The following is a 23112-nucleotide window of genomic DNA, read 5'->3' as shown; positions in this document are numbered from 1 at the left end:
CTTCGTCAAGCCGCAGCTCTGGCCTGACGGTCGAAGAACAGCGCCTGGCTGATCAAAGCCTTGACCATGTCGGGGTTGAAGGGCTTGGTGACGAGGAAAGTGGGCTCAGGCCGCTCTCCGGTCAGCAACCGTTCGGGGAAGGCGGTGATGAAGATCACCGGCACGGACGTCGTCCGCAGGATTTCGTTGACCGCGTCGATACCCGAACTGCCGTCGGCGAGCTGGATGTCGGCAAGCACCATTTTCGGGTGCGTTTTGGCAAACAGCGCCACAGCCTCGGAATGCGTGCGGGCAATGCCGACCACCCGGTGACCGAGGCTTTCGACCATCTCCTCGATATCCATGGCGATCAGGGGTTCATCCTCGATGATCAGCACGTCGGTGGCCACCTGGCGGGAAATCTCGCTGCTGGCCTCGGTCAGAAGATCGGCGAACCGGCTCTCGCTGACGCCGAGGATTTCAGCGCCCTCGGCCTCGCTGAAGCCTTCGACGGCGATCAGCAAGAAGGCTTGGCGTGGCAGCGGCGCAAGCGCCTCCAGATTGGCGGCGGCATGCTGTTCCCAACTGGTGGTCGCGTCGCCTTGAGGGACGCGGATAACCACAGAGGTGAACAGCTTCGCGAAAATCCTGTAGAGCGCTATGCGATCCGAAGAAGCCTCGGGGAAGATGGAGGTATCGGCGATGATGGCTTCCAGCATTGCCGCTACCATGGCGTCACCGCTTTCCTGGGAGCCGGAGACGGCCCGCGCGAACCTGCGCAGGTAAGGCAGGTGCGGGGCGATGGCGGCTGATAAACCCATGACGTATGGCTCCCTCGGATGGCGTATCGATAAAGTACAGGTTAGAAGAACATATAACTTGGCCAACGAACGTCGTTGCAATGAAAAAGTTCCACTGCGGTGGAACCATTGTCATGGGGGAGACGTTACGGGCCAGCTAGACGACAGGGAGGATGTCGTCGACTGGACTAGGCCGGAAACAGCCCGGGGGACTGGATAAAAGGCGAATGAAGGACACTAAAAAGACTGGCGTCCCTGAACGCCAGGTCGGCATTGTCGACCCGCTTGGCGCCAATTCGGAAATCGGCCGCAAACTCAAGCAATATTACGACGAACTCGTTTCGGACGAAGTGCCGGATCGCTTCGCCCAATTGCTCGCGCAGTTGGATCAAGTCGAACCAGGGCGCAAGAAGGACTGACGAATGTCCGCATCCGAGGGTTTCCGGACCGATCTGCTCGGCGCCATTCCGAGCCTGCGCGCCTTTGCCGTATCGCTGACCCAGAATGCCGACCGGGCCGACGATCTGGTACAGGAGACGCTGGTCAAGGCCTGGGACAAGCAGGACAGTTTTCAACTCGGCACCAATCTGAAAGCCTGGCTATTCACGATCCTGCGCAACGAATTTTATTCGCAGATGCGCAAGCGTGGCCGGGAAGTGCAAGACAGCGACGGCATTATGACCGCGCGGCTTGCCGTTCATCCTGCCCAGCACGGACAACTCGACCTCAAGGATTTTCGCACCGCGCTGGAGCAGTTGCCGGAGGATCAGCGCGAAGCGATCATTCTGATCGGCGCGTCTGGCTTTTCCTATGAAGAGGCGGCCGAAATCTGCGGTTGCGCCGTCGGAACCATCAAGAGCCGGGTCAGCCGTGCCCGGGTGCGGCTGCAGGAAATTCTGAAGATTTCCGGCGAAGACGATTTCGGGCCGGATGCGATTTCCGCCCAGGTTACGGGATCGACCTCGGCAGCTTGAAGGCATTGCCTATTTGCCGCTGGACGAAAACAGCGAAAATCCCTTCAATGGAACCCATCTCTCGCCCAAGGGTTGAGTAAAGGCCAGGCGGTGTGGCGACCATGAGGAGTGCAGTATGGCCAAGCCTGTAAACAAGACTGCCGAGACACCCAAATCCACGACCGAACTCGAAGCCGATATCCGTCGACTGCAAGCCGATATCGAAAAGCTGACCAGGCAACTGGCAGAGGCGGGCGAGCAGCACATCGGCGCAGCGAAGCGCGCCGCCGCTGAAGGTGTCGAGCAGTTGCGCCAGAAGGGTGAAGCCGCGATGGAGAGTTTGAGCGGCAACGCGCGCGATATCGAAGCGCAGGTGGTTGCCAGCGTTCGCGAGAAGCCCATGACGGCGCTCGCTGTCGCGGTCGGCATTGGCTTCCTGTTCGCGCTGCTGTCGCGGCGCTGAGCGGTAGGGTCGCGCCGCGTGGGATCTCTCACCTCGCTTCTGGCTGGCCTGGTTACCGGTGAGGCCAGCGCCATAGCCAAGCAGGTCCGGGGCGCAGCGATCGTCTATGGGGTGGCGCTTGTCGCGGCGCTGTTCGGTTTCTGCTTTCTTCTGGCCGCCGCCTATCTTTGGGCCGCCAAACGGTTCGGAGCCATCGAGGCGTCTTTGGGCTTCGGTGGCGGTTTTCTTGCCGTTGCGGGTCTGACCGTCATCTCATATCGACTGACCGCCAAGAGCCGTTCTCGTCGACGGGCGGAGAAGCGCCGGACGAATCTCGCGGCGCTCGGCATTGCCGCCGGCATCGCTGCTCTCCCAGGGCTGCTCCGAAGCCGGGAAGGCACGGGTGCCTTGCTTGGGCCGCTCGCCGCTCTTTTTGCCTATGCGCTCTATCGGGAGAATTTTCCGGGCGATGCAGAAAAAAATGGTGACCAGGAGCCATCGAGTGACGCGGACCGTCGCGGATAACGTCGTGCGCTCTTGGTGAACAGAGGCATTCTCATCGTTCTCATTTAGAGCACAGTCTATCCTGTCTCCACTGTCTTTGCCGCCATGGGTCATATGCTCATATTGGCGAGGACAGCGGCTGGGGCCGCAGCGGAGAGAAAGGCAAGACCATGCTCACCCAGATCAAGGGCCTGCATCACGTCACCTCAATGGCGGCGGATGCGCGCCAGAACAACGATTTCTTCACCCACAAGCTTGGCCTGCGCAGGGTCAAGCAGACCGTAAACTTCGACGCGCCCGATGTTTATCATCTCTACTACGCCGACGAATTCGGTACGCCGGGTTCCGTAATGACCTATTTCCCGTTCCCGAACATCGGTTCCGGCAGGCACGGCGTTGGCGAAGTCGGCACCACGGCTTTCTCGGTGCCGGAGGGCACGCTTCCCTTCTGGGAAAAGCACTTTTCGGAACATGGCGTGACCGTGGAAGGACGCGAGGAAAAGTTTGGCGAGAAACGGCTCAAATTCTTTGGTCCCGACGGCGACGGGTTTGCGCTGGTCGAGGACAAGGCCGACAACCGTGCACCCTGGCTGAAGGGTGGTGTCCCCGGCGACGAGGCTATCCGCGGGTTCCATTCGGTGTCGCTGCGCCTGAAGGACGGCGGTGCAACGGAGGAGCTCCTGAAGTTCATGGGCTACCAGGAAGTGGACCGCTCCGGCAATATCAGCCGGTTGGCGGTAAAGAATGGCAATGGTGCGGATGTCGTAGACATCGAGTCCTTGCCCGGTGCTTCCTTTGCGGGTCTGGGCGCGGGTTCCGTGCACCACGTCGCCTTCGCGGTCGAGAACCGTGCCAAACAGCTGGAAGTGCGCAAGGCGCTGATGGACACCGGTTATCAGGTGACGCCGGTGATCGATCGCGACTATTTCTGGGCGATATACTTCCGCACGCCGGGTGGCGTGTTGTTCGAAGTGGCGACCAACGAGCCGGGCTTCGACCGGGATGAGGATACGGCCCATCTTGGCGAAGCGCTGAAACTGCCAATGCAGCACCAGCATCTGCGTTCCTATCTGGAAAAGCATTTGCAGCCGCTGGACAACTGAAGCCGCCATGAACCTTCCTGTCGCTCCGAAAGGGCGACGGGCCTTTCATTGATCACATCAGGAGGTCGGGATGTCGAACGATCCCTATATTCACCGGACATTGCCGGGTTCTGCCGGTGGTCCCATGCTGTTCGTGTTCCACGGGACCGGCGGAGACGAGCAGCAACTTCTGTCGCTCGGTCGAGAGCTGCTGCCGACGGCGACGATCGTTTCGCCGCGCGGCGATGTCTCGGAGCTTGGGGCCGCGCGTTTCTTCCGACGCACCGGCGAAGGCGTCTACGATATGGATGATCTGGCGCGAGCAACGGCCAAGATGGCCGGCTTCATTGAAGAGCAAATCGAAGCGACAAAGCCATCGGTAATTTTTGGGCTGGGCTATTCCAATGGCGCCAATATCCTGGCGTCGGTGGTCTTCACACAACCCAAGCTGTTCAACGGCGTTGTGCTCATGCATCCGCTGATCCCGTTCGAGCCGAAGGTTTCGGGCGATCTGACCGGGAGCCGTATCCTCATCACGGCTGGTCGGCGCGATCCGATTTGCCCGCCGAATCTCACCAATCGGCTCGATGCCTATTTGCGCGCGGCCGGTGCCGATGCCACAGTGGAGTGGCATGAAGGCGGTCACGAGGTGCGGCCGAATGAAATCGAAGCGGCGAAACGGTTCCTGTCCCTTGAACCGGCGAAAGGAGCTTAAGTGATGGCCGAACAATTGCCCGAAATCGAGCTGGAGGACCGCGGTTCAAAGGGGCGCTATTTCCTGCGCGGCCCAAATGGGGCGGAAGCTGAGATGACTTTCACCCGGATCGGCGAGCATAAATTCATTATAGACCACACCGAGGTGCCGGATGCATTTCGTGGACAGGGCGCTGGCCTGAGGCTGGTCACACGCGCCGTCGAGGACGCCAGGGCATCAGGCAAGAAGATCATTCCGCTTTGCCCCTTCGCTGCCGCTCAGTTTCGGCGGCATGCGGAATGGCATGACGTGTTGGCAAGCTGAAATCGTGCAGTGCAGTATTTCGTGTCTGACGATTTTTTGCTTGGGTCTGCAATTGCCTGAACGTAACAAATCCAGCGACCAGCGCGAATAATAGGGGCGGAGCCTGTGGGCGGTAAGGATGAAACCGAGCTTGCCCGGCTGATGCGGGCGGCAACCGCAGGAAACGAGAACGCCTATGCCGAATTCCTGCAGAGGGCGGCCGCCATCGTTCGCGGCTTTGCCCGACGCAAGATCGTGCAGGGCGGAGTTGATCCCGAGGACGTCGTGCAAGAGACCTTGCTGGCCATTCATCTCAAGCGGCATACGTGGCGCCAGGACGCGCCCATCCTGCCGTGGATTTATGCCATTGCTCGCTACAAGCTGGTCGATGCGTTCCGCCGTCGCGGCCGACATATCGAGGTGGCGATCGAGGATTTTGCCGAGATGCTGGCCGAGCCGGAACAGGATACGGTCAGCGAGCGCGACATCAGCCGCGCGTTGGACGGCCTGTCAGCCGGGCAGCGCTCCGTCGTTTCGTCAATCTCGGTCGACGGCAATTCGATCGGAGAAACCGCAACGAAGCTTGGCATGAGCGAAACTGCGGTGCGCGTCGCCTTGCATCGCGGCCTCTCGGCCATTGCCAAGCGGTTCGGGCGGACCTGACATGAAGACGAACGAACTCATAAAAGCGCTCAACGCAGACTCCAAAATGACGGCGATGCCGTCCCACTCGGTCTGGCGCGTGGCGCTTATGATTGCCGTACCTGTCGCGGCTGCGGTGTTCTTCGCCACAATCGGTCCGCGCCCGGACTTCATGCTCGCCGCGCAAACCATGCGTTTCCTGTTCAAGTTTGTTTTCACGGCTACCTTGGCTGTGTCGGCCTTCCTGGCATTGCGAGCACTTTCCATGCCCGGGATCGCCACCGGCCGGGTCACGCGATGGCTGCTGGCGGCGCCGTTGTTGATGGCTGCGGCGATCGCGGTCGAATTGTTCCTGGTGCCGTCTGGCGATTGGGGCCGACGGCTGATCGGCACCAACTGGGCAATTTGCCTTACCTTCATTCCACTGATTGGCTTGGGACCACTGGCCGTTTTCATCGCTGCGCTGAAGCATGCGGCGCCGACCCGGCCGGTTCTGACGGGCGCTGTCGCGGGGATCCTTGCTGGCGGTCTTGCGGCCACTTTCTACGCGGCGCATTGCACCGACGACTCTCCGCTTTTTGTCGCAACCTGGTATACTTTGGCTATTGCCGCGCTGTCGGGGTTGGGCTCTTTGATCGGCCGATTCTACCTACGTTGGTGATTGGCTAATTTAGCCGTATCTGATTGATACTGCTTGTTAATCATGTCCCGGAACTTCCAGCCCTGGATGGTGGACGCGCCCTCTGTACAATCATTCCTTAAATGAGTTACTGCAAGATTGTCGATGAAGGGATGCTTCGAGTTGGACGTATAACGCTGTGACGTTTCAACACCGCGAAAGACGTGGCCTAGACAAATATCTGTCCGCCATCGCGTTGGGCTTTGGTTTCTGGTTAGCATCGGCCGCCTCGATCCTGCTGTCGCGGGTCGGCGACGGTGTTGCGGCAGTTTGGTTGGCATCGGCGGTTGCGTTCGTCATGCTGGTTCGACGCGAGCGGCGGACCGGCATCTTGGACTATGCCGCGCTTGCAGTTGCGACCCTCGTCTCCAATTTGCAGTTTGGCTCCAGTCTCACATCGGGACTGCTGTACGTGGTCTTCAATCTAGGCCAAACGGCACTCGCGTTGCTGCTCGTCGACAAATTTGCCGGCGGCCTGCCAGTGAAGGCCAGGCCATCGGTCCGAACTTTCGCGCTCATCCTGTTTCTGACCGGCGTGGTCGCAGATAGCGTGACAGGGCTGATCTTTGCCTCGTTTACCTACGCGGCGCATGGCTGGCCAATCTTCAAGACGGCCTGGACGTTTCTGTCGAGCAATGCTCTGGGTTATGCACTAGTCCTGCCGCTGCTGCTTTATGGTTCAAAGCCGGCACTCGTCTTGCTGGCCGAGCCACGGGCGCTGCTGCGTTTGATGCTCGTTGCCGCGAGTTGTGTTGGCTTGGCCTACCTTGCGTTGACCTATAGCCGCTTTCCCTTCGCGCTGACGATGCTGCCGCTGATGGTGTTTGCACCACGGTTGGCTTCGCTTGAGCTCGCTCTCGTGTGTTTCCTGACGGGTGTGGCCTGCGTCGCGATCGCCATGACGGGTCTGATGCCGGGCCTGCATAGCGGCATCGAGGTCTTGAGCGACGGGTTCCAGGTTTCGGTTGCGATCATCGTCTCCACGCCTTTCCTCGTGGGATTGTCCATCGAGCAGATGCGCGAGGATCATGCGCGGCTGGCGGAGTTGGAGACGCGCTGGAATTTTGCGCTGGTCAGCGCGGGGCAAGGCGTCTGGGACGCCGACATACGCAACAACAAGGTGCAATATTCCACGATCTGGAAGAACCTTCTGGGTTACGAGGAGAGCGAGCTCGGCAACGATCCGGAGCTGTGGCTGAAGCATGTTCATCCCGACGATCTCGACCGTGTCATCGCGGCGGATCTGGACCACATGCAGGGTAAGGTGCCTGTCTACGAAGTCGAGTTCCGCATGCGCCACAAAAGCGGCCGCTGGATATGGATGCTCGATCGCGGCAAGGCGGTCGCACGCGAACCCGACGGACGCGTGGCACGCGCAATCGGCTCGATGACAGACATCACCGAACGCAAGGAAGCTGAAGAACGGCTGTTGGTTTCGGCGACGCTTCTCGCCGACGAGAAGGAACGGCTGCGCGTGATGCTGCAGTCGATCGGCGACGCGGTGATTGGTACCGATGCCGAGAACAGGATCACATTCATGAACCCGGTCGCGGAGAAGCTGACCGGGGCAACCAGCATTGCGGCGCTCGGCAAACCACTCGGTTTCGTCTACCGCGCGGTGGACGAGGAGAGCGGGCGCCGGCTGGACGAGCCGCATCTGGCCGACAACAGGCTGGAACGGGCCGAGCAGAACAGCCGGGCCGTTCTCGTTCGCAGCGATGGCACGCGTTTCAGTATCCGCCAGGTCGTGTCGCCGATCCTGAACGAGAACAACGAGTTTGGCGGCTCGGTCATCGTCTTCCAGGATTTCACGGATGCGCGAACGCTGCAGCGCCAACTTGCCCACGCGGCGACGCATGATGCGCTGACTGGGCTCGCCAACCGCCCGAGTTTCATCCGGACGGTCGAGGACCTTGTCGCCAAGTCGAGGAGGGATGCCTCGCGCTACCAACTGATGTTCATCGATCTCGACCATTTCAAGCCGGTCAACGACACCAGCGGGCACGCGGCGGGGGATGCGCTGTTGCGCAAGGTGGCCTCCGCGATCAAGGGGGCATTGGCGCCCGCCGATATTGTCGCGCGGCTGGGGGGCGACGAATTCGCCGTGGTGCTGATGTCGGCATCGCACGGGGTCGGCGAGGCCGCCGCTATAGCAATCCTCGAAGCCGTCAGCGCCCTGGAATTCATCTGGGATGGCCAGATGCACCGCGTCAGTTCGAGCATCGGACTGACCCAGATATGCGCCGAATGCGGCGAGGCCAACGAGATCATCGCGAAGGCCGATGCGGCCTGTTATGCGGCCAAGGCCGCAGGCCGCAACTGCGCTTTCGTGGCACTGCCCGGCTTGTCGGGGAACGGTGTCGCCACGCCGATGACACGCGTGGCGACCGGAACCTGAAATAGTGGGTAATGGCTGACTTAAGTCAGCGCGTCGGCACCGGATGTTCGCCGCGATAATCATAGAAGCCGCGCCCGGCCTTGCGGCCGAGCCAGCCAGCCTCGACATATTTCACCAGCAACGGGCAGGGGCGATATTTGGAGTCCGACAGGCCGTCATGCAGCACCTGCATGATCGACAGGCAGGTATCGAGACCGATGAAATCTGCAAGCTGCAGCGGGCCCATCGGATGATTGGCGCCGAGCTTCATCGCCGTGTCGATGGCTTCCACGGTACCGACACCCTCATAGAGCGTGTAGATCGCCTCGTTGATCATCGGCAGCAGGATACGGTTGACGATGAAGGCCGGGAAATCCTCGGAGACGGTAATCGTCTTGTCGAGCTGCTTCACATAGGCCTTGGCCAACTCGAATGTCTGGTCCCCGGTGGCGATGCCGCGCACCAGTTCGACCAGTTTCATCACCGGCACCGGATTCATGAAATGAATGCCGATGAAACGCTCCGGGCGATCGGTCTGGGCTGCCAGACGCGTGATTGAAATCGAGGACGTGTTGGTGGCGAGCACTGCAGTCGGGTTGAGCTGCGGGCAGAGCTGCGCGTAGATCTTGCGCTTGACCGTCTCGTCCTCGGTCGCTGCCTCAATGACGAGGTCGGCGGCGGCGAGATCGGCCATGTTGGCGGCGGAACCGATCCGCGAGACTGCGCCCTTGCGTTCCTTTTCGTCCAGTTTCCCGGAAGCGACCTGGCGTGCCATGTTGCCGCTGATCGTGGCGATGCCCTTTTCGATGCGGTCGACAGAGACGTCGTAGAGCAGGACGTTGTAGCCTGCCAACGCGGAGACGTGGGCAATGCCGCCCCCCATCTGGCCCGCGCCGATGATGCCGATCGTCTCGATCTTGCCGGTCATTCCTTGATCCCGCCAGAGGCTTGTTCTTGATTTTGTGCAACGCAAACTAAATGGCCGGGGTAGGTTTCGTCTACCCCGGCCATTATAATTAATACCGAACGAGAAGGGGCGTCAAAGCGCCTTTTCGAGTTCCGGCAACACCTGGAAGAGATCGCCGACGATACCGTAGTCGGCAACTTGGAAGATCGGAGCTTCCTCGTCCTTGTTGATGGCGACGATGACCTTGCTATCCTTCATGCCGGCAAGGTGCTGGATGGCGCCGGAGATGCCGCAAGCGATGTAGAGATCGGGGGCCACCACCTTGCCGGTCTGGCCAACCTGCCAGTCGTTGGGGGCGTAGCCAGCGTCCACTGCGGCGCGCGAGGCTCCGACGGCGGCGCCGAGCTTGTCTGCGACGGGAAGGATGACTTCCTGGAACTTCTCGGCTGAACCCAGCGCACGACCACCCGAGATGATGATCTTGGCGGAAGTCAGCTCCGGGCGGTCGCTTTCCGACAGCTTGTTCTCGACGAAGGAGGACAGGCCGGGATTGGCTGCAGCTGCAACGGTCTCGACCGACGCTGAGCCGCCTTCGGCAGCGGCCTGGAAGGACGCGGTGCGCACGGTGATCACCTTCTTGGCGCCGGCGGCCTGTACCGTCTGAATGGCATTGCCGGCATAGATCGGACGCTTGAAGGTATCGGACGACACCACTTCGATGATCTCGGAAACCTGGGCGACGTCGAGCAGGGCTGCAACGCGCGGCGCGATGTTCTTGCCGGTCGAGGTGGCTGCAGCGACGATGGTGTCGTAGTTGCCGGCCAGCGAAACGACGAGGGCCGCCGTAGGCTCCGCGAGGCGCTCGGTCAGTTCTTCGGCTTCGGCCAGGAGAACCTTGCGCACGCCCTTCAGCTTGGCAGCTGCGTCCGCGGCGGCCTTGGCACCCTTGCCGGCAACCAGAACGTCGACGTCGGAGCCGATCTTGAGAGCCGCCGACAGCGCCTTGGCCGTCTGGTCGGAGAGCGATGCGTTATCGTGTTCGGCGATGAGGAGAATTGCCACTGTCTTGTTCCTTTCCGCTTCGCCTTAGAGCACGCCGGCTTCGTTCTTGAGCTTGTCGACGAGCTCGGCGACCGTCTTGACCTTGACGCCCGCCTTGCGGCGGCCCGGCTCCTCGGTCTTGATGACCTTGAGCTTGGGTGTCACATCGGCGCCGAAGTCGGCAGCGGTCTTTTCATCCAGCGGCTTCTTCTTGGCCTTCATGATGTTGGGCAGCGAAGCATAGCGCGGCTGATTCAGTCGCAAGTCCGCAGTCACGATGGCCGGCATCTTCAATTCGACCGTCTGCAGGCCGCCGTCGACCTCACGGGTGATTTTGGCTTTGTCGCCGGCCAGCTCGATCTTGGAGGCGAAGGTGCCCTGCGCCCAGCCGAGAAGGGCTGCCAGCATCTGGCCGGTCTGGTTGGAATCGTCGTCGATCGCCTGCTTGCCAAGGATAACCAGGCCCGGCTGTTCGGCCTCGACCACGCCCTTCAGCACCTTGGCGACACCCAGTGGCTCCACCATCTCGTCGGACTTCACCAGGATCGCGCGATCGGCGCCCATGGCCAACGCCGTCCTCAGCGTCTCCTGTGCCTGCGCAGGCCCGATCGAGACCACGATGATCTCCTCGGCCTTGCCCGCTTCCTTCAGGCGGATCGCCTCTTCGACGGCGATCTCGTCAAACGGGTTCATCGCCATCTTCACATTGGCGAGTTCCACGCCCGAGCCGTCCGCTTTCACGCGAACCTTCACATTCGCATCGACGACCCGCTTCACGGGCACCAGGACTTTCATCTGTCTCTCACCTCTCAAGATGCATTCGGGGCGCTATAACAGTACCGGCCCGCTCAGGGTTGTCGAATGCCGACATTTCGGACGCAAATTCTGTAGTTCGCCCGCCAAATCTCGGTTGCCTGCACGGTGGCTTACGCGGCTTCCCCAGGCGCGCGGGACCGTAGTTGTGAGTGACGTGAACGTCAATATCGCCAGAATGCCCAAATCGGTTGAATGCAAAACCTATTGCCTGCCCCAGCGGGGCGCGGGTTTGGTCTCGGTTGCAGGTGGCGGCGGCACCTGTCCGGTTTCAGTTGAAACCGGGGTAGCGGTTTCATCATCCTCGTCGTCCAGCAGGGGGACACCACGGCTGCGCAGCACCACGACCAGCACCGCGCCGGTGACAATGCCGCCAATATGGCAGGCCCAGGAGATCTGATCCTGGCCGCCCATGGCGAACATGACGAACTGCAGCAGGATCCAGAGGAGGAGCACGATGTAGGCGCGGATGCGCAGCGGAATGCGCGCGAAGGCCAGCACCCACACTTTCACGCGGGGATAGAGGATGAGATAGGCCGCGACCACCCCGGCGATCGCGCCGGAGGCGCCGATCAGCGGCTGTTCGGAGCCTGGCGCCACCCAGCCGTGGAAAAATGCGCCTCCCACGGCGCTAGCCATGTAAAAGATCAGATAACGGACATGACCGAGGGCATCCTCGACATTGTCGCCGAACACCCACAGGAACAGCATGTTGCCGCCGAGATGAAAAATGTCCGCATGCAGAAAGGAATAGGTCACGTAGCTGAGGTTCGCCGGAATGACGACAAATTGCGGCGACAGTTCCGCAGTGTGATGGACGATGGACGGGATGAAGCCGTAGCTGAGTGCCGCGCCCGCCGCGAAATCGTCGCCGGCCAATCGCGTCGTCAGATAGACGGCGACATTCAGAACGATCAGCCCGATCGTCACATAGGCGTGCCGAATGCGACGCAGGTGGTTCGAATCGTAAAGCGGAATGAACATGCGGCTGGCTTCCGCCCCTTGGGTGTCACATCCGCTACGTTCAAATCAGCGGTTTTTGCCCGGCACCCATAACACGTCGGTCTTTCCGTTGTCATTGACCGTGCGCGCGGCGACGAACAGGAAGTCGGAGAGGCGATTGACGTATTTGATCGCTTCGCTGCCGACGATCTCGGCCGGGTCCTGAGCCAGGGCGATCATGACGCGTTCGGCGCGGCGCGTCACCGTTCGAGCCAGGTGAAGTGCTGCCGCGGCCGGTGAGCCGCCATTCAGCACGAAGGACTTCAGCGGCTGCAAATCCTTGTTGAGCAGATCGATGTCCTTCTCCAGCCGGTCGACTTGCGAGGCGACGATACGCAGCGGCTCATAGTCCAGCGGCTTGCCGTCGTCCGGAACGGCGAGGTCGGCACCTAGGTCGAACAGGTCGTTCTGGATGCGACCGAGCATCGCATCGATCGCCGGATGCGCGACCATCGTGTGCTGGCGTGCCATGCCGATGCAGGCATTTGCCTCGTCCACCGTGCCATAGGCGTCGACGCGAAGGTCCGATTTCAGGCGCCTGGCACCGGTGCCAAGGCCGGTGGTGCCGTCATCGCCGGTTCGGGTATAAATCTTGTTGAGCTTGACCAAGCCGTCCTCCCGGTCTCGCGCCGCTACTTTCGGGTGAGGTAGACGGCCACCATGATCAGCACAAGCGCCACGAACTGCAGCAACACACGCGCCTGCATGAGCTTGTTCGATGTTACGCCGGAGCCGCCACGCATCATGTTGATCAGCCCGCGGATCAGAACCGCGACGACCGCGATCATGACGATGATGGCGAGGATGTTGAAGACAGTGGCCATTGCAACTTCCGTTTCGTTCAAGCGCGCTTTGCGAGGATGCGGTAAAGTGTCGAGGCAGGCAGCAGGCGCTTCAGCACCACTCCTATCTTGGCAGGCACCGTTACCACATAGTGCGGCCGGGGGCGTTGCGACAGAAGTGCATGGGTGAGAACTTTGTAGACGGCTTCCGGACCGAGCTTATAGGGCGATTTGACGCCACCGGCTTGCAATCTTTGTAGCTGCGCCTGGTAGGCTGCGCGATGCGCCGAATTCTCGTGGTCGATGTTCTTGAGAAACCAGGACAGGCCGTTGCTGGCAATCTTCGAGGCGATCGGGCCCGGCTCGATCAATGAGACGTGGATGCCGCTGCCTTCCAGTTCTTGGCGCAGGCACAACATCAAGCCTTCAAGTGCGTGTTTGGACGCAGCGTAGGCGCCGCGGAATGGCAACGGCGTCAGGCCGAGGATCGAGGAACAATGGACGATGCGGCCGTGGCCTTGAGCACGCATCAGCGGAACGATGCGGCGGGTAAGGTCATGCCAGCCGAAAAAATTGGCCTCGAATTGTTCTCTGAGCGCTGCTACCGGCAAATCCTCGACCGCTCCCGGCTGGGCGTGAGCGCCATTGTTGTAGAGCGCATCCAGACGGCCGCCGGTGCGTGCACTTATTGTTTCGACCAGAGCGGCGATCGAATCCGGCTCCCGATAATCGAGATAGAAGGCTTCGATGCCGTCGACTTCGAGTGCGGCTATGTCTTCGGCCTTGCGGGCGGTAGCGAACACGCGCCAACCCTCGCGCTTCAGCGCTCGAGCGCAATAGGCGCCAATGCCGGAAGAAGCGCCAGTGACGATGATCGTCCGTGGCGCCGGAGATGCGGGGTTGTCGGGTTCGGCGAGGCTTGCCATATGCCGCATTCACTTCCCATATTCGCCGCCTGGAAACAACCGGAGGGAAAGCGTCGTTGCTGCGGACCATCGTTGCCTTCCGTCGTGTGCTCTACGACGCGCTCGGTCATTTCAACAATGACGACGGATGGGCCATGGCCAGTCATCTGGCCATCACCTCGCTGATGGCGCTGTTTCCGTTCCTGATCTTCGCCACCACGCTGGCGAGCTTTCTCGGCGCGCAGGCTTATGTGGAAACCGTGGTACCGCTCGTGTTCGACACTTGGCCGGAGCAGATCGCCAAGCCGATCGCGCGCGAAGTCATCAACGTTCTGACCGTGCGACGCACCGATCTGTTGACTTACGGCGTGCTTCTGGCCGGGTTCTTCGCCTCGAACGGCATCGAGGCGCTGCGGACGTCGCTCAACCGCGCCTATCGCATGACCGAGACACGCTCGCTGATTTATCGCCGCGCCCAGAGCATTGTTTTCGTACTCATTGCCACGGCAGGTTCGCTCGCCATCAGTCTGCTTCTGGTCTTCGCGCCTCTGTTGGCGAGGCTGGCGGAAGTGCATTTTGACTGGATCGGTCCTTATATGGGCACGATCACGCTGTGGCGTTTCGTCATCGCCTCGGCCGTGATCGTGTTTGCCCTGTTTGCCGTGCACATCTGGCTGCCGATGGGGCGGCGGAGCATTGTCTCGATCATGCCCGGTATCGCCTTCACGCTGATCGGCTGGCTGGTCGGTTCAACGATCTTCGCCACCTATCTCGACCACTTTTCGTCCTATGTGACGACCTATGCCGGTCTGGCATCGATCATGATCGCGGTCGTCTTCCTCTATATCGTTTCGGTGATCTTCATCCTCGGTGGTGAATTGAATGCCGCCATCAGCCGTTATCTGGAGGCCCGCGCCCGCGTCGGTTGAGCGGTGGCCAATCCGACGCCGAAGGTGGTGATCGCCATGCCGACGATTTGGATGAAGTTCAGCTGCTCGCCGAACAGGACCCAGGCCATCACTGCCGTCACCGCGGGCACCAGATAAAACAACGAGGCGACCTTCGACATCTCGCCTTCGCGGATCATCACCATCAACAGGAAGATGGCGCCGACTGAAAGCACGAGCACCAGCCAGGCCATTGCGAAGATGAAATCGCCGTTGACGGTGAAGGTCTGGGTCTCGAAGGCGAGGCTTGCGACGACCATCACCACTGTTCCGCCGACATATTGCCAGAAGGTCGAGGCGACGAGGTCGCCCGACGAAGCGAAGCGCTTTTGCCAGACCGTGCCGGCGCTCATGGCGATCACCGAGACGAGGGATGCCGTCAAAGTGGCCGCGGTGACGCCTCCACCCAATGTGCCGAGCTTTGGCCACAAGACGACGATGACGCCGACAAAGCCGACCGCCAGCCCGATCCAGTGACGCGGTTTGATTTGCTCACCCAGCAGCTTGCCGGCCATGACCGCGGTGATCAGCGGTTGCAGGCCGACGATCAGGGCCGAGATGCCAGCGGGCAGGCCGCGATGGATCGCCCAGAACACGGCACCAAGATAGATGCCATGCATGAGAACACCGGCGATGATCGCATGCTGGGCCTGCTTGCGGTTCGGCCAGCGTGCCTTGAGCACCGTGATCAGGACGGCGAACAGCGCGGCGGCGATGGCGAAACGGATAGCGAGAAAAGTGAACGGTTCGGCCCAGGGCATGGCGTAGCGGGCGCCAATGAAGCCCGTTGCCCACAGCACGACGAAGGTGGCGGGAATGAACCGCTTGAATTCGTGCATGGGTTGCTGGTCCACTTTCTTGTGAGAAGGGCGCTGCTCTAGCCCGGGGCGATCGCCCGGCAAAGCGAAAACGGCTTACGTTTAAAGTAACGCGAATTGAAGTTGCTGTCGGGCCAGGCCTATAGGCCAATCATCTGCCTGATCTCTTCTGGGCTCGTGCCGCCAGTACGCAACGCAGCCAGACCGGTGTCCTTGAGGCTTTTCGACAGTTTGCGTCCGTCCGGACCGAGTATCAGCTTGTGGTGGAAATAGCCTGGTTGCGGCAGGCCGAGCACGTTCTGCAGGAGCCTCTGCACGGATGTTGCGTGGAACAGGTCCATGCCGCGCACGATATGGGTCACACCCTGCAGTGCGTCGTCCATCACGACGGAAAGATGGTAGCTGGTCGGGATGTCGCGGCGTGCGAGGATGATATCACCCCAATCCTGCGGCCGCGCTTCGACGCGGTTCGCAGCCGACAGCGTCGTGTCCCCAAATTCCGTCCAGGAAAGATCGTGGTCGAGGCGCGAGAGGGCTGCCGCGACGTCGAGCCGCCAGGCGAAGGGTGTTCCTTCGGCCATGCGTGCCTCGCGCTCTTTGAGCGACAAGGTCTTGTCGATCGCCGGATAGATCGGCACGCCGTCGGGATCGCGCGGCCAATCGCGCCCACGCCGCTCGCGTTCCGAGATGAAGGCGCGGATATCGCCCCTGCTCATGAAGGCGGGGTAGACGAGCTCCTCGGCGATCAGCCGGTCGAGCGCGGCACGGTATTCATCGAAATGCTCGGATTGCCGCCGCACAGGTTCCTCCCAGCGCAAGCCGAGCCATTCGAGGTCGCGATAGATGCCGGTTTCGAATTCCGGCGTGCAGCGGGTTGTATCGATGTCCTCGATACGCAGCAGCAACCGAGCGCCGACATTGGCGGCCAGCTGCTGGTTGAGCAGCGCCGAGTAGGCGTGGCCGAGATGGAGCTCGCCGTTCGGACTTGGCGCGAAGCGGAATGTCAGGAGTGTCATCGGCGGGCGGCAATCGGGTTTTGCAAGCGTCAATCGGATTGCTACCTTGCCCGTCCTCCACGGACAAGGAACCATGCAGCGCATCGCCTCCCTCGACGACATTGCAGCCGGGCTCGACGCGTTGTGCCGCATCGACCCGCGCCTTGAGCCGGTGCGCGTATTTGCCGGCGAAGTGCCGCTGCGCCTCTCCGAGCCGGGTTTCGCAAACCTTGCCTCCATCATCGTCTCGCAGCAGGTGTCGCGTGCCAGCGCCGATGCGATCTTCGGCCGGCTTACCCGGTTGCTCGATCCATTGACGCCCGAGGCCATTCTCGGCGCCGGTGAGGATGTGTTTCGTGAGGCCGGCCTGTCGCGGCCGAAACAGCGCGGGCTGATCGCCATCGCCGAAGCCGTCGCGGGTGGGCTCGACCTCTATCATCTGTGTTCGCTGGAGGCCGGCGAGGCTATTGCCGAGCTCACCGCGGTTCCAGGCATCGGTCCGTGGACGGCGGAATGTTACCTGCTTTTCGCCGCCGGCCATCCGGACATCTTTCCAGCGAAGGATGTCGCGCTGCAGAGCGCGGTCGGTCACGCGCTGTCGATCGAGCCGCGTCCAGCGGAGAGAAAACTCATCGCGCTGGCCGAATCATGGGCACCGTGGCGAGGCGTCGCGGCGCGACTTTTCTGGTCCTATTACAGAGAATTGAAGGGCAGGGATGCCGCTCCGCCTGCCTGAGCCATAAAAAAGCATAAAAATCATGCCTTTTCAGGGGGTGTTCGATGCGGCTCCCCGCTTCACATCCCTGTCATGTCGGGCTTACAGTATCCGCGCCGTTCGGTTTGAGAACCAAGGAGGCAAACAACGTGACGGTTGCCGTATCTCCGGATGGGCTTCCCGCACTGGTGCTGAATGCGGACTACCGTCCGCTCAGCTATTACCCGCTTTCGCTCTGGTCCTGGCAGGACGCGATCAAGGCGGTGTTCCTCGACCGCGTCAACATCGTTGCCGAGTACGAGCACGCGGTGTCCTCGCCGAATTTCTCGATGAAACTGCCCTCGGTGGTCAGCCTGAAGGCCTATGTGAAGCCGTCCCGCTATCCGGCCTTCACGCGTTTCAACGTATTCCTGCGTGACCGCTTCCAATGCCAGTATTGCGGGACGCCAGAGGACCTCACCTTCGACCACGTGGTCCCGCGTCATCGCGGCGGTGCGACGACGTGGGAAAATGTGGTCGCCGCCTGCTCCCCCTGCAATCTGCGCAAGGGCGGCATGATGCCTTCCCAGGCCAAGATGTGGCCGCTGCAGAAGCCGTTCCAGCCGACCGTGCACGACCTCCACAACAATGGCCGCCTGTTCCCACCCAACCATCTGCATGAAAGCTGGATGGATTATCTGTACTGGGATGTTGAACTGGAGCCCTGAGGCCCCTTCATTCAAGCGCGCTTGTAAGCCCCGCGGAAAGCAATAGCCGCGAGGATCACGCTGGCAATGGCGTTCCAGCCGGCCAGCGACAGGCCGAGAATGCGCAGCGCCGCCTTGTCGCAGGACGGCGGCACGAACTTGTCCAGCACGTCGAGCACGCCCTTGCCGCCGGTATCGACCGGTCCCGCCACATTGGTGCAGTCGGTCGGTCCCGGCCACCATGCCCACTCGACGCCGGAATGGTAGATGCCGAGATAGAGACCGTAGACCATCAGAAGACCGCCGACGACGAGCAAGGCGCGGGTGATCCAGGCAGGAAGTTTGAAGACCGCGGCAAGCACCGCGAGCAACATCAGCGGGACGCCGACGTAGTACGGGATGCGCTGCTCGTAACAGAGCTTGCACGGGATGTAGCCGCCTATGTACTGGAAGGCGAGTGCCGAGCCGACGGTCGCGGCCATGGCCACGGTCAGGAACGCGGCGGTGAGCATCGGTCCGCGTGTCGGTGTTGTCATGGATTGGGACATGTCGGTTCGCTCCTGTGGTCGGCGCTCTTCGTTCAGAGCGCGTATTTGGCCGCGAAATAAAGCAGGATGAGAATGGCAGCCGCCGCGCCCGCCAGTAGGCCAAGGCGCTTTTCGATGAAGTCGCGGATCGGTTCGCCGTAGCGCCTCAGCAGCCATGCCAGCAACAGGAAGCGGCCGCCGCGCGCCACGATGGCCAGCACGATGAACAGCAGCAGATTGACGCCGATGACGCCGGACAGGATGGTCACCACCTTGATCGGCGGCAGGTGCGCGGCGCCCGAAGTGATCAGCATCAGGACGATGAAGCCGATGCCGGACGAGGTGCGCAGGGCTTCGAATTCGTCATATTTGCCGTAGAATTCGAGCACCGGCTTGGCCACCGCCTCATAGGCGTAGTGACCGATGAACCAGCCGGCTATTCCGCCCAGCACCGAGGCCACGGTGGCGATCAGCGCATAACGATAGGCGCGGTCGGGCCTGGACAATGCCATCGGTAGATAGAGCACGTCCGCCGGCACGAGAAATACCGAGCTTTCGACGAAGGCGATGAAGGCCAGCCACCATTCGGCGGATTTTCGCGCCGCCAGCGACAAGGTCCAATCGTAAAGTCCGCGAAGCATGCCGCCCCCTTTTTGATCAGTGCATGCTCTAGAAAGAATTTCTTGGCCACACAATGGCGCGAAGCATCACGAAACCGAAAGGCCGCACCCGTTGGCTCGGGCGTTGTCCATGATTTCGCAAAAGGAGCGGCCGCGCCAGTTGACGAATGGGTGCGCGACCGTATAGTCCGCGCCCATCTGGACCGCCCGGTCCGGGCCCCTATGGCGGAATTGGTAGACGCGCTCGACTCAAAATCGAGTTCCGCAAGGAGTGCTGGTTCGATCCCGGCTAGGGGCACCAAAGTTTTCCCGTTTTTCTCAGGTGATCAACAGTCGTGCTGGCTGCACCCGGAGTGCCTGAGAGGTGCGCCCATGGTGGCGCTGGTTGGCCGCGTGACGTCGTTCATCCACCCTGTGCCCGCTTGCCTGGGGTGGGGGGTAGGGGTGCGGCAAGCGGGCGGCGACTATGCAACGTGCCTTCACATAATCGCATCAACACCCTAGCCGACTTGCGTGGGTTTAGGAATGGCAAGTTTTACAATTGTCAAATATTTCAATAAGTTAGAATATAATGAAGTGTGATTGTAGATGCTGATCTCTGTTGCGTGTGGCGCGTTTGTACTTGCCACGTACACGGAAGCGATGCGCAGGCGCACGGCCAACTCGTTTTCATCGAGCTACCAGCCCATAACCCCATCGCAAACCGGTCTGGTTCGGGTCAACCGCGTCCGAGCAGGTTCCGAACCCGGTTTCGCAACAGCCGCGCGAAGTTGCGGGTCTCTCGATAGAGGTGCAGTTGCGACGCTGCCTGTCGGGTTGCCCTGTCGGCATCTGGGGTAAGGCCGATGACGAAGGTGCCGAACGGTCGCCGTTCGGACCAAAGACGGCTCATCACCGGATGGTCCGGCACCGCGCAGGAATCGCTCATGACGATGTTTGGATCGTCGAGATGCTGCTTGGTCACCTCGATCATCAACAGCGTACCGGGCGAATAGGCGGCAAGGGTCTCGTCATAGGCCGTTTTCCAGGTATAGGCGTGCCCGGCCTCGACGAAGACGATCAGGCTGGCGATAGTACGGCCGTCAAGCGTCAGCGAATGAATACGGCACATGTCCTGTTCGGCGAGGCGGTGTACGGCTTCGCGTGCGAAGGCCGCGCGATAGCGGTCGATGGCCATGGCGGTGCGCTCACGCCCTTTCCAGCCGGAAGCCTCCAGCGTCAGGAAATTCTCGATCGCATGGCGGATCTCCTCCGGCCCGCGCGCCACGTGGTGTTCCAGCGTGCCCGTCTCGGCGAGCCGCCGTTTCAGGCGGCGAAATTCGCGATAGTGATGCGCTCGCAGCGACTGCTTGAGATAGGCGTCGCCGTCCAGTTCGCTGTGCAGAACCGGACGCAACGTTTCGCCGGTGGTCACCAGCGGCAGATTGCGCGCCTCAGCTAGCGCTTGCAGGAGGCTCGCCATCGGACCGTCAAGACGCATGTCCGGCAGGGCGAAAACCTTGGGGAGCTTGAGATGCGGCCGCGAAAGCATCGAGAAGAAATCCTCGATGACGCCGACAGGGTCGTCGCGGTCGACCAGGGGGGTGCCGACCGGGCCAAACGGGCTGGCCCAGGTGCGCATGATGGAGACGCCGAGCGGAATGCCCGGCCGCTCGACCGAGAACGGAACCAGCAGGCGCAGCCGGCTGCGGTGTTCGTTGCCGTCGCGAATGACAGCCAGCCGCACTTCCCGATCTTCCAGACGCGGCATCGCCGGCGCGAGAAAGCGGGGGTTGAAGAAGACGTTGGGCTCGATGGTGCGATTGCACAGATAGTCGAGTTCCTCGACAAGGTCGAAACCCGCCGATGCAGGATAGATCGCGAGCGTACGCTCCGGGCGGTTGGCGGCGAGGAGTTCGATCTCGGCCAGCTCCGCGGCATTGGGTGTGACACCCGCCAGACCGGTCATCATCGTTCCGGCGGGACCGCCACTGGTTTCCTCGATCAGCGGGATGGCAGCCATCAGGCGGCTCCTCTGGCAGGGATGAAAATGGCCATGGCGATACCCAGCTTACGCCAGACGGTGAACGACAGCGCGGTCGCCTCGAACAGCATTGCAAGGGCCGTAGCAAGTGCTGCGCCCCAAAGATGGAAATGCGGGATCAGGATGACGTTGAGCAAAATGTTGAAGGCGAGCGTCAGCGCAAAGACGGCGGCGCAGATGTTCTGGTTGCCGCTCATCGTCAGAAGGCTTTCGCAAGGGCCGACCGCGGCGCGGGCGACGACGCCGAAGACCAGCAGGAAGAGCAAAGGATAACCGGCATCGAACTCCGGCCCGAACAGCACGAGCATCGGTTTGCCGAGCAACAGCACCACCAGCGCCATCAGCACCGAGGGCCAGAACGTCCATGACACGGTTTCACGGGCGAAGGCGGCAAGCTTGCTCCGTTCACCGTGGGTGTAGTGCGCATATCGCTGGGCGACGCCCGCCTTGACGGCGAAATAAACGAAGTGAACGAGCGCCAGCGTCTTCACGGTGGCGAAATAGACGGCGACGTCGTCCGGGGTCAGGTAAAACCCCACCATCAAGACATCGGCGTTGGTGAGCAGGAAGAAGAAGCTTTCGACCAGGAAGATCGGCAGCGATACGACAAGCCAGTCGCGGATATGGATGGCCGTCGGGCCTGCCGGAACGCGAGCGTCGGTGCGTGCGGTGATGCTGACGAGTTGGCCAATCGTCGTCGCATAGGTGGCAACGATCGAGGCGATCAGTGCCGTCTTAGCGTCCGGCGGCATGCCGATCAACAGGGCAAGCGCCATGCAGGCAAGGATCGCCAATGGACGGATGATGTAGGTGGCTGACAAGGCAGACAGCGCCCAGGAATTGGCGCGGGCTATTCCTTGCAGCAGATCGGACATCGCGATCATCGGCAGGCAGAAGATGCCGAGCACGAAGGGGATCACATAGTAGCTTTCGATCCTGCTCGAGAAGAGCCAGACACCGCCCACACCGATGAGTGCGATCACGGTCGACGCGACCAGCACGAAAAGCCGACTCGCCAGCAGAATACCGCGCAACTCGGCCATCTTGCCGTGTTCGCGAAATTCCGGGATGAAGCGGATCACCGATGTGTGGAAGCCGAGGCAGGACAGGTTGCCGACGATGATCATGGTCGTCCACACCAGCACTAGGATGCCGTACTCGAACGAGCCCATCCAGCGGGCCATCAGGACCTGGCTGACAAAGGCGATGACGGCGCTGATGACGCGGATGACGAAAGCGATGAGCGAAATGCGGCCGGCTTCGCCGCGTTCGTCCGAGGAAAAGAGGATCGCGTCGACCCGGCCGAGAAATGGCCTCGCCCGCAGCGCCAAACGCTGCGGCAGAAGCCGCTCGGCTGTCATGGCCGCGGAAAAGCGCACACCCTACTCCCGTTTTGTGCCAGAACCTTAACAGTCTCAGGCACCACAGACTATCTATTCGCTACACCTTAAAAAACGGTTCGGGAGGGGTTTGATGATCGGTGAGAATGAACGCAAGGCGATGCTCGAAGCCTATTCGATCGGGCCGAAGATGATCGCCTATCTCGAAGAAATCGGCATCGAGCGGCTGGCTGATCTCAAAGGTGCGGATGCCGGCGAAATAGCCATGCGCATCGACATTGCGATGGGGCGCAAGCACATGAACCGACTGGGTGTCGCTGCACTGGAGAACCTGATCGCGTTGGCCAATGAGCGGTCGCACGACGCGCTGTGATCGCGACGGATGTATTCTTGGTTGCATTTGTCGCCGCATGCCGACAATCCCATGCCCCGGGGCGCGCGGCTAATCTCTGCGGCCGCTCTCAAAAAGCTGATCCGGTTGCATGGAACAATCGGAACCCGGTGCGCATTGGAAATGCGTCGGCAAAGAGGTTGCC

The 23112-nt window shown here is 61.3% G+C and carries 28 protein-coding genes and 1 tRNA gene; 15 read left to right on the top strand and 14 right to left on the bottom strand.

Annotated elements, in window-relative coordinates; all coding sequences use genetic code 11:
* Positions 1-5: 5 nt before the first annotated feature.
* Positions 6-800: a response regulator gene (locus tag QFZ88_RS10705; protein WP_024922699.1), complete on the bottom strand. Its 795-nt coding sequence runs from the start codon at positions 798-800 to the stop codon at positions 6-8.
* Between the two features lie 206 nt (positions 801-1006).
* On the opposite strand from QFZ88_RS10705, the gene QFZ88_RS10700 reads away from it, so the two are divergent.
* The 10 genes from QFZ88_RS10700 (at position 1007) to QFZ88_RS10655 (ending at position 8476) form a co-directional block, all read left to right on the top strand.
* Complete coding sequence (locus QFZ88_RS10700) at positions 1007-1198, top strand: NepR family anti-sigma factor (RefSeq protein ID WP_024922698.1); 192 nt, start codon at positions 1007-1009, stop codon at positions 1196-1198.
* 3 nt (positions 1199-1201) lie between these two features.
* Positions 1202-1753 (top strand): RNA polymerase sigma factor, encoded by a 552-nt coding sequence (locus tag QFZ88_RS10695; RefSeq protein WP_024922697.1) that lies wholly within the window; start codon positions 1202-1204, stop codon positions 1751-1753.
* Positions 1754-1868: 115 nt separating this feature from the next.
* Positions 1869-2195: a DUF883 family protein gene (locus tag QFZ88_RS10690; protein WP_024922696.1), complete on the top strand. Its 327-nt coding sequence runs from the start codon at positions 1869-1871 to the stop codon at positions 2193-2195.
* 111 nt (positions 2196-2306) lie between these two features.
* Positions 2307-2699 carry a hypothetical protein gene (locus QFZ88_RS10685; RefSeq protein WP_244437873.1) on the top strand — a complete coding sequence of 131 codons (393 nt, stop codon included), beginning with the start codon at positions 2307-2309 and terminating at the stop codon, positions 2697-2699.
* A gap of 149 nt (positions 2700-2848) precedes the next feature.
* On the top strand, positions 2849-3781 hold the full coding sequence (locus QFZ88_RS10680; RefSeq protein ID WP_024922694.1) for a VOC family protein: 933 nt from the start codon (positions 2849-2851) through the stop codon (positions 3779-3781).
* Positions 3782-3851: 70 nt separating this feature from the next.
* The gene (locus tag QFZ88_RS10675) at positions 3852-4475 is read left to right on the top strand and encodes an alpha/beta hydrolase (RefSeq protein ID WP_024922693.1); all 624 of its coding nucleotides are present in this window, start codon (positions 3852-3854) and stop codon (positions 4473-4475) included.
* 3 nt (positions 4476-4478) lie between these two features.
* On the top strand, positions 4479-4778 hold the full coding sequence (locus QFZ88_RS10670; protein WP_024922692.1) for a GNAT family N-acetyltransferase: 300 nt from the start codon (positions 4479-4481) through the stop codon (positions 4776-4778).
* Positions 4779-4883: 105 nt separating this feature from the next.
* The gene (locus tag QFZ88_RS10665; RefSeq protein WP_024922691.1) at positions 4884-5420 is read left to right on the top strand and encodes a sigma-70 family RNA polymerase sigma factor; all 537 of its coding nucleotides are present in this window, start codon (positions 4884-4886) and stop codon (positions 5418-5420) included.
* A 1-nt stretch (position 5421) separates the two neighbouring features.
* Positions 5422-6060, top strand: coding sequence for an NrsF family protein (locus QFZ88_RS10660; RefSeq protein WP_024922690.1), 639 nt, complete (start codon positions 5422-5424; stop codon positions 6058-6060).
* Between the two features lie 157 nt (positions 6061-6217).
* Positions 6218-8476 carry a diguanylate cyclase domain-containing protein gene (locus QFZ88_RS10655; RefSeq protein WP_051515420.1) on the top strand — a complete coding sequence of 753 codons (2259 nt, stop codon included), beginning with the start codon at positions 6218-6220 and terminating at the stop codon, positions 8474-8476.
* A gap of 25 nt (positions 8477-8501) precedes the next feature.
* Here QFZ88_RS10655 and QFZ88_RS10650 read toward each other — a convergent pair whose 3' ends face one another.
* The 7 genes from QFZ88_RS10650 to QFZ88_RS10620 form a co-directional block, all read right to left on the bottom strand.
* Positions 8502-9383 (bottom strand): 3-hydroxybutyryl-CoA dehydrogenase, encoded by an 882-nt coding sequence (locus QFZ88_RS10650; RefSeq protein WP_024922688.1) that lies wholly within the window; start codon positions 9381-9383, stop codon positions 8502-8504.
* A 111-nt stretch (positions 9384-9494) separates the two neighbouring features.
* Positions 9495-10424: an electron transfer flavoprotein subunit alpha/FixB family protein gene (locus tag QFZ88_RS10645; RefSeq protein WP_024922687.1), complete on the bottom strand. Its 930-nt coding sequence runs from the start codon at positions 10422-10424 to the stop codon at positions 9495-9497.
* Positions 10425-10448: 24 nt separating this feature from the next.
* Complete coding sequence (locus QFZ88_RS10640) at positions 10449-11198, bottom strand: electron transfer flavoprotein subunit beta/FixA family protein (protein ID WP_024922686.1); 750 nt, start codon at positions 11196-11198, stop codon at positions 10449-10451.
* Positions 11199-11420: 222 nt separating this feature from the next.
* A complete protein-coding gene (locus tag QFZ88_RS10635; RefSeq protein ID WP_024922685.1) occupies positions 11421-12200 on the bottom strand; it encodes a rhomboid family intramembrane serine protease in 780 nt (259 codons plus the stop codon).
* A 45-nt stretch (positions 12201-12245) separates the two neighbouring features.
* On the bottom strand, positions 12246-12827 hold the full coding sequence (locus tag QFZ88_RS10630; protein WP_024922684.1) for a cob(I)yrinic acid a,c-diamide adenosyltransferase: 582 nt from the start codon (positions 12825-12827) through the stop codon (positions 12246-12248).
* Positions 12828-12850: 23 nt separating this feature from the next.
* Entirely contained in the window at positions 12851-13042 is a 192-nt protein-coding gene (locus tag QFZ88_RS10625; protein ID WP_024922683.1) for a twin transmembrane helix small protein, read from the bottom strand.
* A gap of 17 nt (positions 13043-13059) precedes the next feature.
* Positions 13060-13935: an SDR family oxidoreductase gene (locus tag QFZ88_RS10620; protein ID WP_161773101.1), complete on the bottom strand. Its 876-nt coding sequence runs from the start codon at positions 13933-13935 to the stop codon at positions 13060-13062.
* Between the two features lie 47 nt (positions 13936-13982).
* On the opposite strand from QFZ88_RS10620, the gene QFZ88_RS10615 reads away from it, so the two are divergent.
* Positions 13983-14834, top strand: a complete 852-nt coding sequence (locus QFZ88_RS10615) for a YihY/virulence factor BrkB family protein (RefSeq protein WP_024922681.1) — start codon at positions 13983-13985, stop codon at positions 14832-14834.
* Here QFZ88_RS10615 and QFZ88_RS10610 read toward each other — a convergent pair.
* Positions 14804-15691, bottom strand: a complete 888-nt coding sequence (locus tag QFZ88_RS10610) for a DMT family transporter (RefSeq protein WP_024922680.1) — start codon at positions 15689-15691, stop codon at positions 14804-14806. The genes QFZ88_RS10615 and QFZ88_RS10610 overlap by 31 nt on opposite strands.
* 119 nt (positions 15692-15810) lie before the next feature.
* Positions 15811-16686 (bottom strand): tRNA glutamyl-Q(34) synthetase GluQRS, encoded by an 876-nt coding sequence (gluQRS, locus tag QFZ88_RS10605; RefSeq protein WP_024922679.1) that lies wholly within the window; start codon positions 16684-16686, stop codon positions 15811-15813.
* Positions 16687-16759: 73 nt separating this feature from the next.
* Here gluQRS and QFZ88_RS10600 point away from each other — a divergent pair, with 73 nt between their 5' ends.
* Both QFZ88_RS10600 and QFZ88_RS10595 read left to right on the top strand, forming a co-directional pair.
* On the top strand, positions 16760-17401 hold the full coding sequence (locus tag QFZ88_RS10600) for a DNA-3-methyladenine glycosylase family protein (protein ID WP_024922678.1): 642 nt from the start codon (positions 16760-16762) through the stop codon (positions 17399-17401).
* Positions 17402-17529: 128 nt separating this feature from the next.
* A complete protein-coding gene (locus QFZ88_RS10595) occupies positions 17530-18087 on the top strand; it encodes an HNH endonuclease (RefSeq protein ID WP_024922677.1) in 558 nt (185 codons plus the stop codon).
* 11 nt (positions 18088-18098) lie between these two features.
* Here QFZ88_RS10595 and QFZ88_RS10590 read toward each other — a convergent pair whose 3' ends face one another.
* Positions 18099-18614 (bottom strand): disulfide bond formation protein B, encoded by a 516-nt coding sequence (locus QFZ88_RS10590; RefSeq protein WP_024922676.1) that lies wholly within the window; start codon positions 18612-18614, stop codon positions 18099-18101.
* Between the two features lie 32 nt (positions 18615-18646).
* A complete protein-coding gene (locus QFZ88_RS10585) occupies positions 18647-19234 on the bottom strand; it encodes a YqaA family protein (RefSeq protein WP_024922675.1) in 588 nt (195 codons plus the stop codon).
* Between the two features lie 195 nt (positions 19235-19429).
* On the opposite strand from QFZ88_RS10585, the gene QFZ88_RS10580 reads away from it, so the two are divergent.
* Positions 19430-19514: transfer RNA gene (locus QFZ88_RS10580), tRNA-Leu, on the top strand.
* A gap of 417 nt (positions 19515-19931) precedes the next feature.
* Here QFZ88_RS10580 and QFZ88_RS10575 read toward each other — a convergent pair.
* Positions 19932-21215 carry a GNAT family N-acetyltransferase gene (locus QFZ88_RS10575; protein WP_024922674.1) on the bottom strand — a complete coding sequence of 428 codons (1284 nt, stop codon included), beginning with the start codon at positions 21213-21215 and terminating at the stop codon, positions 19932-19934.
* Positions 21215-22615, bottom strand: a complete 1401-nt coding sequence (locus tag QFZ88_RS10570) for a lipopolysaccharide biosynthesis protein (RefSeq protein WP_024922673.1) — start codon at positions 22613-22615, stop codon at positions 21215-21217. Before QFZ88_RS10570 ends, QFZ88_RS10575 begins: the two co-directional genes overlap by 1 nt.
* A gap of 94 nt (positions 22616-22709) precedes the next feature.
* Between QFZ88_RS10570 and QFZ88_RS10565 the strand changes: the two genes are divergently transcribed.
* Positions 22710-22949 (top strand): hypothetical protein, encoded by a 240-nt coding sequence (locus QFZ88_RS10565; RefSeq protein WP_024922672.1) that lies wholly within the window; start codon positions 22710-22712, stop codon positions 22947-22949.
* The last annotated feature ends 163 nt before the right edge of the window (positions 22950-23112 follow it).

It is taken from the genome of Mesorhizobium sp. YL-MeA3-2017 (assembly GCF_030814575.1).
GTDB lineage: Bacteria > Pseudomonadota > Alphaproteobacteria > Rhizobiales > Rhizobiaceae > Mesorhizobium > Mesorhizobium terrae.
This window is presented reverse-complemented; position numbering and strand designations above follow the sequence as displayed.

Bases quoted from the DNA above. Each gene is read 5' to 3' on its own strand.
- QFZ88_RS10705 (WP_024922699.1), bottom strand. From the start codon at position 800: ATGGGTTTATCAGCCGCCATCGCCCCGCACCTGCCTTACCTGCGCAGG.
- QFZ88_RS10700 (WP_024922698.1), top strand. From the start codon at position 1,007: ATGAAGGACACTAAAAAGACTGGCGTCCCTGAACGCCAGGTCGGCATT.
- QFZ88_RS10695 (WP_024922697.1), top strand. From the start codon at position 1,202: ATGTCCGCATCCGAGGGTTTCCGGACCGATCTGCTCGGCGCCATTCCG.
- QFZ88_RS10690 (WP_024922696.1), top strand. From the start codon at position 1,869: ATGGCCAAGCCTGTAAACAAGACTGCCGAGACACCCAAATCCACGACC.
- QFZ88_RS10680 (WP_024922694.1), top strand. From the start codon at position 2,849: ATGCTCACCCAGATCAAGGGCCTGCATCACGTCACCTCAATGGCGGCG.
- QFZ88_RS10675 (WP_024922693.1), top strand. From the start codon at position 3,852: ATGTCGAACGATCCCTATATTCACCGGACATTGCCGGGTTCTGCCGGT.
- QFZ88_RS10670 (WP_024922692.1), top strand. From the start codon at position 4,479: ATGGCCGAACAATTGCCCGAAATCGAGCTGGAGGACCGCGGTTCAAAG.
- QFZ88_RS10660 (WP_024922690.1), top strand. From the start codon at position 5,422: ATGAAGACGAACGAACTCATAAAAGCGCTCAACGCAGACTCCAAAATG.
- QFZ88_RS10650 (WP_024922688.1), bottom strand. From the start codon at position 9,383: ATGACCGGCAAGATCGAGACGATCGGCATCATCGGCGCGGGCCAGATG.
- QFZ88_RS10640 (WP_024922686.1), bottom strand. From the start codon at position 11,198: ATGAAAGTCCTGGTGCCCGTGAAGCGGGTCGTCGATGCGAATGTGAAG.
- QFZ88_RS10635 (WP_024922685.1), bottom strand. From the start codon at position 12,200: ATGTTCATTCCGCTTTACGATTCGAACCACCTGCGTCGCATTCGGCAC.
- QFZ88_RS10625 (WP_024922683.1), bottom strand. From the start codon at position 13,042: ATGGCCACTGTCTTCAACATCCTCGCCATCATCGTCATGATCGCGGTC.
- QFZ88_RS10620 (WP_161773101.1), bottom strand. From the start codon at position 13,935: ATGCGGCATATGGCAAGCCTCGCCGAACCCGACAACCCCGCATCTCCG.
- QFZ88_RS10610 (WP_024922680.1), bottom strand. From the start codon at position 15,691: ATGCACGAATTCAAGCGGTTCATTCCCGCCACCTTCGTCGTGCTGTGG.
- gluQRS (WP_024922679.1), bottom strand. From the start codon at position 16,686: ATGACACTCCTGACATTCCGCTTCGCGCCAAGTCCGAACGGCGAGCTC.
- QFZ88_RS10600 (WP_024922678.1), top strand. From the start codon at position 16,760: ATGCAGCGCATCGCCTCCCTCGACGACATTGCAGCCGGGCTCGACGCG.
- QFZ88_RS10590 (WP_024922676.1), bottom strand. From the start codon at position 18,614: ATGTCCCAATCCATGACAACACCGACACGCGGACCGATGCTCACCGCC.
- QFZ88_RS10585 (WP_024922675.1), bottom strand. From the start codon at position 19,234: ATGCTTCGCGGACTTTACGATTGGACCTTGTCGCTGGCGGCGCGAAAA.
- QFZ88_RS10575 (WP_024922674.1), bottom strand. From the start codon at position 21,215: ATGGCTGCCATCCCGCTGATCGAGGAAACCAGTGGCGGTCCCGCCGGA.
- QFZ88_RS10565 (WP_024922672.1), top strand. From the start codon at position 22,710: ATGATCGGTGAGAATGAACGCAAGGCGATGCTCGAAGCCTATTCGATC.